Genomic DNA, 14,708 nt, shown 5'->3' with positions numbered 1-14,708 from the left:
ATACCTCCTCGCGCATAAGACGATGCCCGCAACGTCTGTTGCGGGCATCGTGGGGATTGCGCCTGAGCGCCGCCTTCAGTTTTTGCAGAGATGGCGGAGGCGCCTCTTCCCGCCTACCTCAGCAAGGTGCGGGGATCAGCCCTGCAGCAGGCTCATCACGCTGGACGGCGACTGGTTGGCCTGGGCCAGCATCGCGGTACCGGCCTGCTGCAGGATCTGCGTGCGGGTCAGTTCAGCGGTTTCCTTGGCGTAGTCGGTATCGCGGATACGGCTGCGCGAGGCCGACAGGTTCTCGGAGGTGGTATTCAGGCTGGCGATGGTGGAGGTGAAGCGGTTCTGGATCGCACCCATGTCGGCGCGCGAGGAGTTCACGGCAGTCAGGGCGTTGTCGACGATCGACAGGGCACGCTGCGCACCTTCCACGGTGCCGATGTTCAGGTCTTCGGCGTGGACGCGGTCGAAGGTACTTGCGTCGGTCAGATCGATGGCAGTGGGGGTGTCAAAGCCTGCAGCATCCATACCTTCGATTTCGATGTCGGTGTTGCCCTTCACCGCAACCAGCGTCAGCGTGGTGCCATCCTTGTCCAGCTTGGCGTACACGCCGGTCTGGTCCATCTTCTCATTGATGGCATTGCGCATCGCATTGGCCACGTCCTTCGGCGTTGCGTCGCTGGCGACCTTCACCTCGTCGATGTCGACGTTATTGATCTTGCCGCCTGGCACGACCAACTTCGACGAATCGTCAGCATCAACTGCCAGCGCCGCGACAGCGGTGTCGTCGATGGCGGTGCCATCCACGTCTTTGGCGAACACGGTGCTGCCCAGCGAGCTGGTGCGCGAGTTCACGATGGTGTTGATGCCGATGGTCTGGCCTGCGTCAGCACCAACCTGGAACTGGGCGCCCGAGAACGAGCCGTCCAGCAGGCTGGTGCCGTTGAAGTTGGTCTGGCGGGCGACACGGTCGATTTCCGAGGTCAGCTGCTTGACTTCGGCGTCCAGCGCAGCGCGATCGCTGTCGGAGTTGGTGGCGTTCGCCGACTGCACCGACAGTTCGCGGATACGCTGCAGGTTGTTGCCGATTTCGACCATCGCGCCTTCAGCGGTCTGGGCCAGCGAGATACCGTCGTTGGCGTTGCGCACGGCAACGTCCAGGCCGCGGATCTGAGTGCCGAAACGCTCGGAGATGGCCAGGCCGGCCGCGTCATCCTTGGCGCTGTTGATGCGCAGGCCCGAGGACAGGCGCTGGATCGTGGTGGCCAGGCTCGAGCCGCTGGTGGACAGATTGCGCTGAGCGTTCAGCGACATTACGTTGGTATTGATGACTTGTGCCATTGCCTATCTCCTGGGGCGGTCAACGCCGTAATCAGTGGATTCGACCTCGTTTCTCCGAGGTCCAGCGCAGGTGGATTTCCCTTGCTGATGCTGATAACGGCGGCACGCACGGCAACTTTAAGGCGGCATGAAGAAATCATGCGGCGCCCTGTGCAGGTGCAGTGAAGCAGTGGCGGTTCAGCGGCCTTCGTCGCGCGGCCCGGGGGAGTGCCGCGCGACGAAGGCGCCTGCTCAGCGGATCGCGTTGAACAGCGACATCTGCTGCATCTGGGTAAAGATCGTCTGCGCGGCCTGCAGCGCGATCTGTTCAAGCTGGTACTGGCCCACGGCTTCGGCGTAATCCAGGTCGCGGATCGACGACAGCGTGGTTTTTAGGGTGACCGCGTTGGATTCGCGGGTAGCGGCGGCATCGTCGATGGCCTTCAGCTGCGCACCACCGGCCGAGCGCGCGTCGATGAACTGTTCGGCGGCGCGGGCGATATCGCGGATGCCCGACTGCAGTGCGTTCTGCTGGTTGGCCACCTCGGCGGGGGTGTTGGCGGCGGTGTTCAGGGCATCGATCATGCCCTGCACCGTGGAGAACACATCACGCGTGCCCGACGGGCCGATGCTGAAGCTGTCGCCGGCCGCGGGCGTGCCTTCGATACGCATCGACACGCCTTCGAAGCTGATGTCCTCGCCGGCCTTGAACGTGCCGGTGCCGACCACGGTGCCGGTGGAATCGAGCACTTCGTACTGATCGGCAGCGGTAAAGTTCAAGGAATAGCTGCCGCCATTCCAATTGCCGGAAGAAGAATTCAAACCGAACGTGGTGAGCACCCCATTGCCGGTATTGCCGGCTGCAGCCGCACCATCCAGGGTGCCATCGCCGGTGCGGATGCGCAGGAAAATCTCGCTGCCGGGCAGGGCATCCTTCACGAAGGTGTCCGGTGCCACTTCCACCTGGCGCTGGGTCTGGTCGCCGTTGTAGCTGACCGTGCCGTTGCTCAGCTTGAACGGCGCGTCGGCATCGTCGGTGCCGCCGAACAGGTAGCGGCCCGTGCCGTCGGTGGTGTTGGCCAGCGACAGCAGGCTGTCGTACACCGTCTGCAGCTCCGAGCCGATCGACTTCAGGTCGGCCGCCGACAGGGCAGGGTTGTTGGCCTGCAGGGTCAGTTCGGTAATTCGCGCCATCAGTTCGTTGGCGCCGGACAGGGCGTTTTCCTGCAGGCCCAGTCGGTTCTGCACCACGTCGGCGTTGGATTTGAAGCGGTCCAGTTCGGCCACGGCGCGGTCCAGGCTGACCGCGGTGCCGGCGGCGACCGGGTCGTCCTTGGCCGACACCAGGCGCTGGCCGGTGGCCAGCTGCTGTTCCAGGTGGCTCATCTTGGCCTGTTTGGACAACATCAGCGAGACGGACTGGCTGAACATCATCCCGGTGGAAATGCGGTTGTTCATCGCGATACAGCTCCCAGGATGGTCTGGAACATGGTGTCGGCAGTGGAAATCAGCTGCGAGGCGGCCTGGTAGGCCTGTTGCAGGCGCAGCATGTCGGCAGCTTCTTCATCCAGGTTCACCCCGGAAATCGAATCGCGCGCGGACTGCGCCTGGTCGGTGATCACCTGCTGCGCATCCAGCGAGTATTCCGCTGCACGGGCGGCGGCGCCCACCTGCGTGGTCAGCCCGCCCAGTGCGCCGTTCAGCGTGATGGTGCCGGCGTTGAATGCCTTGGCGTCCTCGACCTTGGCCAGGGCCAGGGCATTGCTGTTGTCGGACGAACCGACCGGCGTGGGGGTGATGTTGAAGGTATCGCCGGTCTTCGGCGCGCCATCGAGCACGAAACTCCAGCCATTGGCGGTGATCGCCTGGCCGGCGGTGTAGGTGAACGGTCCATTGCCATCGATGGTGTATTCGGTGGCCGAGGTGAACACGATTGCGGCAGGGTTGCGCAGGTTTGCGTTGCTGGCGTCGGCCACCTTCACGTCGCTCAGCTTGCCGGTGCCGGTATTGGCCAGCGCGGCACTGCCCTTGATCGGCGCGGCCGCGGCCAGCCGCGAGGTATCGGTGATCGCCACGCCGATGCTGCCGGCCACGCCCGCGGTGGGCTGCAGCAGGAAGCGGTCATTGGTGGCCGGGGTGCCGCTCACCACCAGCTCCACGCCATTGATCTTCAGCGGATCGGTGGCGGTGCCGGTACCGGTCATGGCCACGCTGGCGCCGGTGTCCGAACGCATCGCCAGCCACTGGGTGCCGTCGTACTTCAGCACGATGTTCTGTGCATCCAGCGACGACAGGTCGCCGTAGCTGGCGGTGATCGAGGCAGTGCCGGTATTGCTGGTATTGCCGGTCACCCGCGGGCTGCCGATGTTGAACAGGTCGCCGCCCATGTTGCCGTACAGATCCACGCCGTTGCGATGGGTCTCGTTGAACGTGGTGGCCAGGCCCACCGCCAGCTTGCCCAGTTCGGCCTGGGCCGGGGTCAGCACGGTGTCGCGGAATTCCAGCATGCCACCGACCTGGCCGCCCAGCTGCTTCGGGTCCAGGGTGATCTTGCCGCCCTGGGTCTGCAGCGCCAGCTGCAGGCGCTCGGGCTGGTAGGGGTCGGTGACCGTGGTCACCTTCGAGGCGGTGGTGCCGACCACCAGGGCCTGGCCGCCGGCGGTGTACACGTTCAGGGTGCCGCCATCCTGGGCCACGGCGGTGCCGCCGGTGTAGCCCACCAGGTTGGCGATCAGCTGGTCACGGCGGTCCAGCAGGTCGGGCGCAGCGGTGGCCGCATTGCTGCCGATCACCCCGTTGATCTGAGCGATTTCCGCCGCCAGCCGGTTGATTTCGGTGGCGGCCGCGGTCAGGCCGTTGTTCACTTCGCTGTTGAGCGTGTTCAGGCTGTTGTTGAGCTGCTGGAAGCGGTTGGCCAGCGTGTTGGCGCTGTCCAGCACGTTCTGCCGGTCGGCGCTGCCCGACGCGTTGGACGACAGGCCGCTGACCGAATCGAAGAAGTTGGACCACACGCCGGACACATTGGTGGCGGTGTCCGAGAACAGCGCATCGACGCGGTCGGCCATGGTGGAAAGCTGCTTCAGCCGCGCCAGTTCGCCGCTGCTGTCCAGCAGGCGGGAAATGGCCAGCTGGTCGGCGGTGCGGCGGATATCAACGATACGCGTACCGTTGCCGACATCACCGTAGCCGAAGTTCTGCGGATCGGCGGTGGCGAAGTCGACCTTCTGCCGGCTGTAACCGGGCGTGTTGATGTTGGCGACGTTGTGGCTGGTCGTCGCCAGGGCACGCTGGAAGGCGAGCAGGGCGTTGGTACCGGTGGAAAGGACGCTGGACATGGGGTTCCTCAACGGCGGGTGATACCCAGCGCCGCGGTTGCGGTGCTGGCGAAGGTCTGGCCAAGGCGGGCGCCGGCATCGGTCACCGCGGCAACCGCGCGTTCGATGGTCGGGCCACCGGCAATGGCGGCGATCTTGGCGGCGTAGCTCGGGTCGGTGGCGTAGCCGGCACGCTGCAGGCCACGGGCGAAGCCCTGCACATCGGTGCCCGCCTGCAGGGCCTGCTGGTAGCGCGGGCTGGTCTTCAGCAGGCGCACGTAATCGGCGAAGCTTTCGGCCGGCGAGCTGTAGGCGCGGAAGCTGGCCGTTTCGTTACGGCGCACGCCATCCACGTATTCGTGGGTGCCTGCCACCGCGCTCTGGCCTTTCCAGCCAGTGGCCTTGATGCCGAACAGGTTGTGCGAGGTGCTGCCGTCGGCATGCTTGATCTGGCGCTTGCCCCAGCCGGTTTCCAGCGCGGCCTGGGCCACCAGGGCGCGGGCATCCACGCCCAGTTCCTTGGCCGCGTTCTGCGCGTGCGGCCAGATGCTGGCCACGAAGCCTTCCGGCGTGTGCGCGCCCAGCTGGGCCACGGCGGTGCGGCTGGCCAGCGCGTCGGCGGCGGTGCCGGTGCTGCCACGGTTGCTGGCCGTGGGCGCCCACTGGTCGCTGGCGGCGGCCCAATCGGCCCCGCCAATGCTGCCCGCATACGGATCCTCGGTGCCCAGCGCACGGTGCGCGCTGCTGCTCTCGCGGCCGGCAATCAGGTCCAGCGCCTGTTCCATCGGTGCCACCGACGATTGCGCGCCGTCCTGCACGCCGGCGGACATCTGCTGCAGGATGCGCAGTGCGTTGCTGGCATCTTCCAGCGGCAGCGACGGCGCCTGCGCCGGTGCGTTCAACTGGTAGGCGCGGCTGGCCTTGGCCGGGTCCACGCGGGTGTCCAGCGCCGGGGCGTCGCCCTGGTTGCCGGACAACTGGCGGGCGATGGTTTCGTGCAGGCCCAGGCCCTTGCCGCGGGTCAGGGTCTCGGCAATCTTCTGGTCGTACATGTCCCGGAAGACCTTGTTCTCACCCGGGAACAGGGAATCACCGAAGCTGGCATCGCGCATGCTCTTCACCAGCATCTGCGCGAACTGGCCTTCCAGCTGGCGTGCGACCTTGTCGATCTTGGCCGGATCGTTCTGCTGCGTCGGGTGCAGCTCAAGGGCGGGGGTGATACGCATGTCAGATCACCTCAAGCTCGGCGCTCAGCGCACCGGCCTGCTTCAGGGCTTCCAGGATCGCGATCAGGTCGCCCGGCGCGGCACCCACCGCGTTCACCGCGTGTACGATTTCATCCAGGCTGGTGCCGCCGCTGAACTTGAACATGCGGCTGCCATCGTTGGTGGCGGTAATGGTCGATTGCGGGGTCACCACGGTCTGGCCACCGGCCAGCGCGTTGGGCTGGCTGACGTTGGCGTTTTCCTGGATGGTCACGGTGAGCGAGCCGTGCGAGATGGCTGCCGGCCCCACGCGCACCTGCTGGCCGATCACCACGGTGCCGGTGCGCGAATTGACCACCACCTTGGCCGGTGCGCTGCCCGGGGTCAGTTCCAGGTTTTCAATGCGGGCCAGCAGACCGATGCGGGCACCGGGGTCGGTGGGCGCACGCACGGCCACGGTCACGCCGTCCACCGCACGCGCGGCGCCTTCGCCGAAGGCATTGTTCAGCGCGCCAACCATGCGCGAGACGGTGGTGAAATCGTTGTTGTGCAGGTTCAGGGTAATCTCGCCGTTGGCACCGAACACGTCGGGCAGCGCACGTTCAACGGTGGCGCCACCGGGAATGCGGCCCACGCTGGGCACGTTCACCGACACGCGCGAACCATCCTTGCCCTGCGCACCGAAGCCGCCCACGATCAGGTTGCCCTGGGCAATCGCATAGATCTGGCCGTCGGCACCACGCAGCGGCGCCATCAGCAGCGAGCCGCCGCGCAGCGATACGGCATTGCCGATCGAGGAAACGGTGATGTCGATGGACTGGCCCGGCTTGGCGAACGGCGGCAGCTCGGCGTGGATCGCCACGGCGGCTACGTTCTTCAGCTGCGGATTGACGTTGGCCGGGACGTTGACGCCCAGCTCGCCCAGCAGGTTCTTCAGGCTCTGCACGGTGAAGGGCGCCTGGCTGGTGCGGTCGCCGCTGCCATCCAGGCCGACCACCAGGCCGTAGCCGACCAGCGCGTTGCCGCGCACGCCGCCGACCTGGGCCAGGTCCTTGATGCGCTCGGCGTTGGCCGGGAAGGCCAGCGACAGCGACAGTGCCAGCAACGAGGCGGCGAACAGGCGCGAGGGGAGGGAATGCAGGTTCATGTCGATGCTCAGAACGGCGCCAGCGCCGAGGTGAAGAAGCGGCCCAGCCAGCCCATGGCGTTGGACTGGGCCACCGCGCCACGGCCGCCGTAGACGATTTGGGCGTCGGCGACCTTGCTGGACGGGATGGTGTTGTCCACAGAGATGTCCGCGGCGCGGACGATGCCCTGCACCTGGACCAGTTCGTCGCCCTGGTTCAGGCGCAGGTTCTTCTGCCCCTGGACCACCAGGTTGCCGTTGGGCAGGCGCTGGATCACGGTAACGGTGACGCTGCCGACCAGGCGGTTGCTCTGGGCGCTGTTGCCGCTGCCGTTGAAGTCGCGGTCGCCGCCGGCCGAGGCGCTGAGGATGTCCTTGCCACCGAGGGTGACCGGGGCACCGAACAGCGTCGGGGTGCCGATGCTGACTTCCGACTCCTTGCTGATCTTGGTGCTGGCGGTAGTGCTGGCGGTAGTGTTCTCGACCAGGTTGATGGTCAGCAGGTCGCCGACGTCACGCGCACGGCGGTCGCCGTACAGGTTCAGGCCGGGCCCGGCGGCGTAGATCGCGCCGGCGGTGGCCGGCGCCGACGGCGCGACGACCGGGGTGACCGGCGCCATCGCCGGATACGGACGCACGTCGCCGGCGATCACGCAGCCACCCAGCAGCGCGGTTGCGGACAGGGCGACAGCCAGGCGGGCGACGGAAGGAAGACGGTTCATGGCGCTATCCGGAAAGGCGGGATCAGACGTTGTTGTTGAGGTAGCCCAACATCGAGTCGGTGGTGGAGATGGCCTTGGCGTTCATCTCGTAGGCGCGCTGGGTTTCGATCATCGAAACCAGTTCCTCGACCACGTTGACGTTGGAGCCTTCCAGTGCCCCCTGGACCACGCTGCCAAGGCCGTTCAGGCCCGGAGTGCCGTTCTGGGCGGGACCGGAAGCGGTGGTCTCGACGAACAGGTTCTCGCCGCGGGCCTGCAGGCCGGCCGGGTTGATGAAGTCGGTCAGCGTCAGCGAACCGATCTCCACCGAGGCCGCTTCACCGGCCATCTGCACGCTGATCGTGCCGTCGCTGCCGATGGTCACCGACTGCGCGCCTTCCGGAACCTGGATGCCCGGCTGCACCGGGTGGCCACTGTTGGTGACCAGCTCGCCCTGGGCGTTGATCTGGAAACTGCCGTCGCGGGTATAGGCCGAGGTGCCGTCGGGCATCATCACTTCGAAGAAACCGCGGCCGTTGACCATCACGTCGAGCGCGCGGCCGGTCTGCTGCTGGCTGCCCTGCTCGAAGTGCTTGGAGGTGGACACCACGCGCACGCCGGTGCCGAGCTGCAGGCCGGTCGGCAGCTGCGTCTGCGCCGAGGTCGAGCCGCCGGGCTGGCGCACCTGCTGGTACAGCAGGTCCTCGAAACTGGCACGGTCGCGCTTGAAGCCCGTGGTGTTGGTGTTGGCCAGGTTGTTGGATACGACCGACATGCGCGTCTGCTGCGCATCCAGTCCGGTCTTGGCGACCCACAAAGCCTGATTCATCGAAAGATCCTCTGCTGGTGATGCTGGCCGCCGAGCGGCGGCCCCTGTCGGTACTGATGCATGGCGCGTGCCAGAACAGCGCCTGATTTACGTCGTCGGCGTCAGTTGCTCAGCCGCAACATGGAATTGGCGCTGCGCGCGTTCTCGTCGCCGTGCTTGATGACCTTCACCTGCATCTCGAACTGGCGCTGCAACTGGATCATCTGCACCAGCGCACCGGCGGCATCGACGTTGCTGCCTTCCAGCTGGCCGCTGTCCAGCGCCTTGCCGGCGGCCTGGGCAAACGGCTGCTGCGGGTCGGTGTTGCGCATCAGGCCATCGAGGCCACGCTCGAGCTGCTCGTTCGGCGCCTGGACCACGCGCAGGCGGGCGACCATCGCCATCGTCTGCGGGCCTTCGCCCTGCGGGATGATCGAGATCGTGCCGTCGCCGCCGATCTCCATCGCCTGGTAGGGCGGGATGGCGATCGGGTTGCCGTTGTCGTCCAGCACCGGATGGCCGCCGGAAGTCACCAGCTGGCCATTGGGGGTGAGCGACAGTGCCGCCCCGCGGGTGTAGGCCTCTTGACCGGTCGCCGACTGCACGGCCAGCCAGTTGCCTTCGCGCAGCGACAGGTCCAGCGCGTTGCCGGTGATCTGCTGCGCGCCCATGCGCCGGTTGAAGCCGGCGTCCACGTGCAGCGCGTCGATGCGCGAGGGGTAGCCCTGGCCCTGGATGCGGAAGGCCTCGGTATTGGCCAGTGCTTCCTTGAAGCCGGGGGTGTCGGCGTTTGCCAGGTTGTGCGAGACCGTGCCCTGCGCCTGCAGGGAGGCGCGGGCGCCGGTCATCGCAACGTAGAGAGCCTTGTCCATCAGCGGGTTCCGTTAAGGAGGTCAGCCGGTGACATCAACGGATGTTGATGACGGCCTGGGTGACTTCGTTCTGGGTGGAGAGCATCTGCGCGTTGGCCTGGAAGTTGCGCTGCGCGGTGATCATGTTGACCAGCTGCTGGGTCAGGTCGACCGTGGAGGCTTCCAGTGCGCCGGCCTGGATCTGGCCGAAGTCCGAACTGTCCGGGGCCCCAGTGCGCGGGCTGCCCGAAGCAAAGGTCTCGGTCCACAGGTTGCTGCCCTGGTTCTTCAGGCCCTGCGGGTTGTTGAAGCTGGTCAGCGCGACCTGGCCCAGCGCGGTATCAACGCCGTTGGAATAGCGCGCGAACACCACGCCTTCCTCGGAGATGCTGATCTCGTTTAGCTTGCCCGAGGCATAGCCGTCCTGGGCGGTGTTGCGCAGCGAGAAGTTCTCGCCGTACTGGGTGGACCCGGTGATGTCCAGGGTCATGCTCAGCTGGCCGGCGCCGGTCAGCGGGGTGAAAGGATCGAACGGGATCTCGCCGTTGGCCGGGCTCACCAGGGCGCCATTGTTGGAGAACTGCAGCGTGGTCGGGGTGCCGACGCCGACGCCGTCGACGTAGTTGTAGACCTGCCACTCGTTCGGATTGGCGGTCTTCACGAAGTACGAGGTCTGGGTGTGGCTCACGCCCAGCGAGTCGTAGACGGTGACGCCGCCGGTGGAGTTGTTGTAGCTCTTTGAGTCGGCCGGATCGAACGGGGTGACGATCGGCTGGGCGGCATTGGCCGGCAGGGTGAAGGCGAGCTCGACGTTGCTGGTCGGGCGCGGCGCGCTGTCGGTGGTCAGCAGGCGCAGGTCGGTCAACTGGCCGGCTTCAAAGCCGGTGCCGTCGGCATTGGGCGAGAACACCTGCAGGCGGGCACCCTGCGGGTTGACCACGTAGCCGTTGGAATCGGTCTGGAAATTGCCCGCGCGCGAGTACACGCGCTCGCCGTTCATCGACAGGGTGAAGAAGCCTTCGCCGGCTACGGCCAGGTCCAGGCTGCGGCCGGTGTTGTCGATGTTGCCCTGCGAGAACTGCTGGGCGACGGTCGACAGGCGCGCACCCGAACCGATCGCGGTCGAGGACAGCCCGTAGCCGGTGGAATTGAACACATCGGCGAACTCGGCACGCGATTCCTTGAAACCGGTGGTGTTGACGTTGGCGATGTTGTTCGAAGTGACGTTCAGCGCCGAATTGGCAGCGTTGATGCCGGAAAGGGAAATGTTGAAGCTCATGTGGATTCCTCGTTTGATTCCGGTGGGCCGGCTCAGCTGATGCGGAGCACGTAGTCGATCGGGGCGGTGCCCAGACCCTTCAGGTTGAGAAAGAGGCCGTCCGAGCCGACGGTGACGCTCTCCACCGGGGCCTGTACGTAGGTGCTCAGGGTCTCGCTGTCGCCGTTGGTCGCGGTGTGGTTGGCCTTGATGCCGTAGCTGCCGGGCTCAAGGCGGTTGCCGTTTGCGTCCTTGCCGTCCCACGCGAACGCCACCTCGCCGGCGGCCTTGGCCTCGACGCTGATCTGGCGCACCACGGTGCCGTTGGCATCGGTGATGTCGACGGTGACCATGCCGGCGGCCGGTGCAGCCACCACGCCGCTGGCGTCACCCTCGGACTCGAGTGCGAACTTGGACGAGGGCACCAGCACCTCGTGGCCGACAAGGGCGGCGCCACGCAGGATCTGGTCGCTGGACATCTGCTGCTGGAAGCCGGCCACGGTGGTGTTCAGGTCGGTGATGCCCTGCACCGTGGACAGCTGCGCCATCTGCGCGACCATCTGGCTGTTGTCCATCGGCTTGAGCGGGTCCTGCTGCTGCAGCTGGGTGGTCATCAGGCGCAGGAAGTCGGCCTGGTCCAGCGCATCGTTCTTCTTGGCGGCGCCCGTGCTGGTCGCCGCAGCCAGGCCGAGGCTGGAATAGATGTCGGCGTTGCCGACGTTGGTCGTGGTGGTCATGGGGGATCAGTTCCGGACGGGGGTCAGCGACCCATAGAGAGGGTGGCCAGCGCCAGTTCCTTGGCGGTATTGAGCATTTCCACGCCGGCCTGGTAGTTGCGCGAGGTGGAGATCAGGTTGACCATCTGCGCGACCGGATCGATGTCGGCCGAGTAGACGTAGCCGTCGCCGTCGGCCAGAGGGTGGTTCGGCTCGTAGCGCTTGATCGGCGGCGCCTCGCTTTCGCGGATTTCCTTCACCTGCACCGAGGTGATGTTGGGATCCTGGCGGCTGGTGACGGCCTGGAAGATCGGTTCCAGCGGCTTGTAGACCGCCTCCGGCGACCCCGCCAGCGAATCGGCGTTGGACAGGTTGGAGGCGATGGTGCTCATGCGCACGGACTGCGCCTGCAGCGCGGAGCCGGCGATGTCGAAGATCGGCAGGTTGCTCATGGGGAAGGGTCCGTTACTGGCCGCTGATGGCGGTGAGCATCGAGCGCACCTTGGATTCGACGAAGCTCATCGAGGCGCGGTACTCCAGGGCGGCGCGACCGTAGGCCGCGCGTTCGGCATCCGGGTCGACGGTGTTGCCGTCCAGGCTCGGCTGCACGCCGTCCTTGGTGACCAGGAACGGATTGAGCCCACCACTGATGGCGAAGTGCTGCTCGTGGGTGGTCTGCATCAGGCCGTTGGCGTCCTGCCCCTGGGCGTGGCGCAGGGCGGCATCGAAGTCCAGGTCCTGGGCCTTGTAGCCGGGGGTGTCGGCGTTGCTCAGGTTGCTGGCGATGATCTTCATGCGCTGCTCGCGCAACGGCATGGCCTGGGCATGGACCCCCAGGTAGTCGGAAATCAGGTTGGGCATGGCGCACTCCCACGGAACGATGCCGGGGTACAGGCAAGCCCTGTGCCAGAAACGACGACGCCCCGCGTCAGCGGGGCGTCATGGGGAGACCGGGGAGCGGCGGTGCCGCAGGCCGGGTCAGGCGGTTTCGGCGACCACGTGGCGCAAGCGTTCGAGCACGAAGTCGGCCAGTTCCTGCGGCGAATACTTGGGCACGAAGGCGTTGGCGCCCACCCGTTCGACCATGGCGTTGTTGAACACGCCCGACAGGGAGGTGTGCAAGAGCACGTACAGGCCGGCCAGCCCGGGGTGTCGACGGATTTCCGTCGTCAGGGTGTAGCCGTCCATGGCCGGCATCTCGATGTCGGAGATGACCATGGCATAGCGCTCGGCCGGGTTCTCGCCGCCGGCATGGATCTGCAGCAGGTGGTCCAGCGCCTGCTTGCCGTCGGAGAGCAGGGTGGCCTGCACCCCCAGCTGGTCGAGCACGCTGCGGATCTGCTGGCGGGCGACGCGCGAGTCGTCCACCACCAGTACCTGCAGCGGCGGGCCGTCCAGCGGCAGGGCCATGGAGGCGTCCAGCACCACGTCCTTGCGCACCTGGGCGATGTCGGCCAGCACGCTTTCCACGTCGATGACCTGGATCAGCTCGCCCTGGAAGCGGGTGACCGCGGTGAGGTAGGTGGATTCGGCGCCCAGCTCGGGCGGCGGATGGATGTCTTCCACCGCGATGTTGACGATGCGCTCCACGCCGCTGACCAGGAAGCCCTGGATGGAACGGTTGAATTCCGTCACCACCAGGTAGCCCGGGGCGGTGTCCGCGTCCGGTTCACGTTCCGGATGGCCAATCGCCAGGCCCAGGTCCAGTACCGGCACCGAGCGGCCGCGCACATCGGCCACGCCGGCGAACTGCGCGGGCAGCCCGGGCACCTGGAACAGGGGCGGGCGACGCAGCACCTCCTGCACCTTGAACACGTTCACGCCAAAAAGCTGGCGTCCTCCCAGCCGGAACAGCAGCAGGGCCAGACGATTGTGGCCGGCCAGCCGGGTGCGTTGGTCGATGCGGTTGAGCAGGTCATGGGACATGCAGCCTGTATCGGCGCTTCCCGGCAGTACTTGAGGGGGCATTCGCAATTTCCCGGCGCCGTAGCGTGACGGCCAACGGCACGCACCTTGCATCATCCGGGCCAGTTCCCATCCAGGAGTCGCGGGTGCGTCTTCTCATTCTTATAGCGGGCCTGCTGCTGGCCTCTCCAGCTCCGGCCACGGGCTTCCAGCCGGTGGATTCGATCCGGGCCGCAGCCCTGTCCACGCTGCCGTCCGGTGCCGAAGGCGAGGCCGTGCTCGACGCCGCCCTGCGCCTGCCGGCCTGCCCGGTGCCGCTGCTGGCCCAGGCAACCGGCAACAGCACGGTCGAGGTGAGCTGCCCGCAGGCCAGCGGCTGGCGCCTGTTCGTGCCGGTCAGGATCCGCCACATGCAGACGGTGCTGATCCTGGGCCGCGGCATTGCCGCTGGAGAAACCATCACCCCCGCCGATATCACCACTGCCACCCGTGATGCCTCGCGCATTGCCGGCGCTGCCCTGGCTGATCCAGCCGCAGCGGTGGGGCGGGTGGCACGGCGGACCCTGCAGGCCGGCAGCCTGCTGTCGGCCAACGACCTGGTCGCGCCGCGGCTGGTCCGCCGCGGCGACGCGGTGGAGCTGGTCTCGCGCCGCGGCGGAGTCGAAGTCCGTATTGCCGGGCGGGCGATGGGCGATGGCGGGGTCAATGACCGCGTCAGCGTCGAAAACCTGTCCTCCCGCAAGATCGTCCAGGGAATCGTTGGCGCCAGCGGCGAGATCCTCGTCTCGCGCTGATCAATTTCCCCTAAAGATCCCGCCCCAGAAGCCGTTACCCTTAGCGAACCGATTCAGGAAATACTTCCATGAGCCAGAAAATCGACGGCGGCATCCCGGCAGCACCCCAGCTGCGCAGCGTGGCCACCAGCACCAAGGCAGCGCCGGTCGGCGAGCCGCGTGCCCAGGCCATCCAGGCTGGCGACAGCCTGCGCCTGACCGACGAGGCCTCGACCCTGCAGGCAATGCAGCGCGAACTGTCCGCGGCCCCGGCCATCGACGAAAGCCGCGTGCAGGCCGTGCGCGAGGCCCTGGAAAACGGCACCTACCGCATCAATCCCGACGTCATCGCCAGCCGCATGCTTGGGCTGGACGAGCTGCTGGCCGGTTGAGCAGCACCATGAGCACTGCCATGAACGAGCCGCTGCAGCGACTGAGCAACGCCCTGGATGGTGAGCGCCAGGCCCTGATCGAGCATGACGTGCAGGCCCTGATCAAGGCCACGGGCGACAAGCTCGACGCCCTGCGTTCGCTGGAAGCCAGCCCGCCGGTCGACAACCTGGCGATGCTGCAGGAACTGGCCGAGCGCAACCGCGCCAACGGCGTCCTGCTGTCGCGCCGCCGCCGCGAGGTCAACTGGGCCCTCCAGCAGCTGGGCCGCAGCGAGAGCTCCTCGGCCTATGACGCCAAGGGCCAGTCGCACCTGCTGCATACCCGGCGTCCGCTCGCCGTCGCCTGAT

At 66.7% G+C, this 14,708-nt stretch carries 16 protein-coding genes; 3 read left to right on the top strand and 13 right to left on the bottom strand.

From position 1 onward, the window contains the following. Nucleotides 1-135 precede the first annotated feature (135 nt). The 13 genes from LG380_RS04705 to LG380_RS04645 form a co-directional block, all read right to left on the bottom strand. Nucleotides 136-1,332: a flagellin gene (locus tag LG380_RS04705; protein WP_225763822.1), complete on the bottom strand. Its 1,197-nt coding sequence runs from the start codon at nt 1,330-1,332 to the stop codon at nt 136-138. A 231-nt stretch (nt 1,333-1,563) separates the two neighbouring features. Continuing rightward, the gene (gene flgL / locus LG380_RS04700; RefSeq protein ID WP_199933030.1) at nt 1,564-2,769 is read right to left on the bottom strand and encodes a flagellar hook-associated protein FlgL; all 1,206 of its coding nucleotides are present in this window, start codon (nt 2,767-2,769) and stop codon (nt 1,564-1,566) included. Continuing rightward, nucleotides 2,766-4,646 carry a flagellar hook-associated protein FlgK gene (flgK, locus tag LG380_RS04695; RefSeq protein ID WP_049461056.1) on the bottom strand — a complete coding sequence of 627 codons (1,881 nt, stop codon included), beginning with the start codon at nt 4,644-4,646 and terminating at the stop codon, nt 2,766-2,768. Before flgK ends, flgL begins: the two co-directional genes overlap by 4 nt. An 8-nt stretch (nt 4,647-4,654) precedes the next feature. Further along, the gene (gene flgJ / locus LG380_RS04690; protein ID WP_199933032.1) at nt 4,655-5,851 is read right to left on the bottom strand and encodes a flagellar assembly peptidoglycan hydrolase FlgJ; all 1,197 of its coding nucleotides are present in this window, start codon (nt 5,849-5,851) and stop codon (nt 4,655-4,657) included. A 1-nt stretch (nt 5,852) separates the two neighbouring features. Next, the gene (locus tag LG380_RS04685) at nt 5,853-6,977 is read right to left on the bottom strand and encodes a flagellar basal body P-ring protein FlgI (RefSeq protein ID WP_225763821.1); all 1,125 of its coding nucleotides are present in this window, start codon (nt 6,975-6,977) and stop codon (nt 5,853-5,855) included. Between the two features lie 8 nt (nt 6,978-6,985). Further along, nucleotides 6,986-7,678 (bottom strand): flagellar basal body L-ring protein FlgH, encoded by a 693-nt coding sequence (gene flgH / locus LG380_RS04680; protein WP_225763820.1) that lies wholly within the window; start codon nt 7,676-7,678, stop codon nt 6,986-6,988. Between the two features lie 22 nt (nt 7,679-7,700). Then, nucleotides 7,701-8,486, bottom strand: coding sequence for a flagellar basal-body rod protein FlgG (gene flgG / locus LG380_RS04675; protein WP_225763819.1), 786 nt, complete (start codon nt 8,484-8,486; stop codon nt 7,701-7,703). A gap of 101 nt (nt 8,487-8,587) precedes the next feature. Continuing rightward, complete coding sequence (locus LG380_RS04670; protein ID WP_225763818.1) at nt 8,588-9,337, bottom strand: flagellar basal body rod protein FlgF; 750 nt, start codon at nt 9,335-9,337, stop codon at nt 8,588-8,590. A gap of 34 nt (nt 9,338-9,371) precedes the next feature. Further along, the gene (flgE, locus tag LG380_RS04665; protein ID WP_225763817.1) at nt 9,372-10,595 is read right to left on the bottom strand and encodes a flagellar hook protein FlgE; all 1,224 of its coding nucleotides are present in this window, start codon (nt 10,593-10,595) and stop codon (nt 9,372-9,374) included. 32 nt (nt 10,596-10,627) lie between these two features. After that, on the bottom strand, nt 10,628-11,311 hold the full coding sequence (locus tag LG380_RS04660) for a flagellar hook capping FlgD N-terminal domain-containing protein (RefSeq protein WP_225763816.1): 684 nt from the start codon (nt 11,309-11,311) through the stop codon (nt 10,628-10,630). Between the two features lie 23 nt (nt 11,312-11,334). Continuing rightward, a complete protein-coding gene (flgC, locus tag LG380_RS04655) occupies nt 11,335-11,742 on the bottom strand; it encodes a flagellar basal body rod protein FlgC (protein ID WP_225763815.1) in 408 nt (135 codons plus the stop codon). A gap of 13 nt (nt 11,743-11,755) precedes the next feature. Beyond that, nucleotides 11,756-12,151 carry a flagellar basal body rod protein FlgB gene (gene flgB / locus LG380_RS04650; protein ID WP_225763814.1) on the bottom strand — a complete coding sequence of 132 codons (396 nt, stop codon included), beginning with the start codon at nt 12,149-12,151 and terminating at the stop codon, nt 11,756-11,758. A 117-nt stretch (nt 12,152-12,268) separates the two neighbouring features. Further along, complete coding sequence (locus LG380_RS04645) at nt 12,269-13,216, bottom strand: chemotaxis protein (RefSeq protein WP_225763813.1); 948 nt, start codon at nt 13,214-13,216, stop codon at nt 12,269-12,271. A 125-nt stretch (nt 13,217-13,341) separates the two neighbouring features. On the opposite strand from LG380_RS04645, the gene flgA reads away from it, so the two are divergent. From flgA to LG380_RS04630, 3 genes are all read left to right on the top strand, one after another. Further along, nucleotides 13,342-13,989: a flagellar basal body P-ring formation chaperone FlgA gene (flgA, locus tag LG380_RS04640; RefSeq protein ID WP_225763812.1), complete on the top strand. Its 648-nt coding sequence runs from the start codon at nt 13,342-13,344 to the stop codon at nt 13,987-13,989. 68 nt (nt 13,990-14,057) lie between these two features. After that, on the top strand, nt 14,058-14,360 hold the full coding sequence (gene flgM, locus LG380_RS04635; protein ID WP_225763811.1) for a flagellar biosynthesis anti-sigma factor FlgM: 303 nt from the start codon (nt 14,058-14,060) through the stop codon (nt 14,358-14,360). A gap of 8 nt (nt 14,361-14,368) precedes the next feature. Then, complete coding sequence (locus LG380_RS04630) at nt 14,369-14,707, top strand: flagellar protein FlgN (RefSeq protein WP_225763810.1); 339 nt, start codon at nt 14,369-14,371, stop codon at nt 14,705-14,707. Nucleotide 14,708: the final 1 nt, after the last annotated feature.

The organism is Stenotrophomonas sp. Marseille-Q4652 (genome assembly GCF_916618915.1).
In the GTDB taxonomy this organism is placed as follows: domain Bacteria; phylum Pseudomonadota; class Gammaproteobacteria; order Xanthomonadales; family Xanthomonadaceae; genus Stenotrophomonas.
Note: the sequence above shows the minus strand (reverse complement) of the source record. Positions and strands in the feature narration are given on the sequence as shown.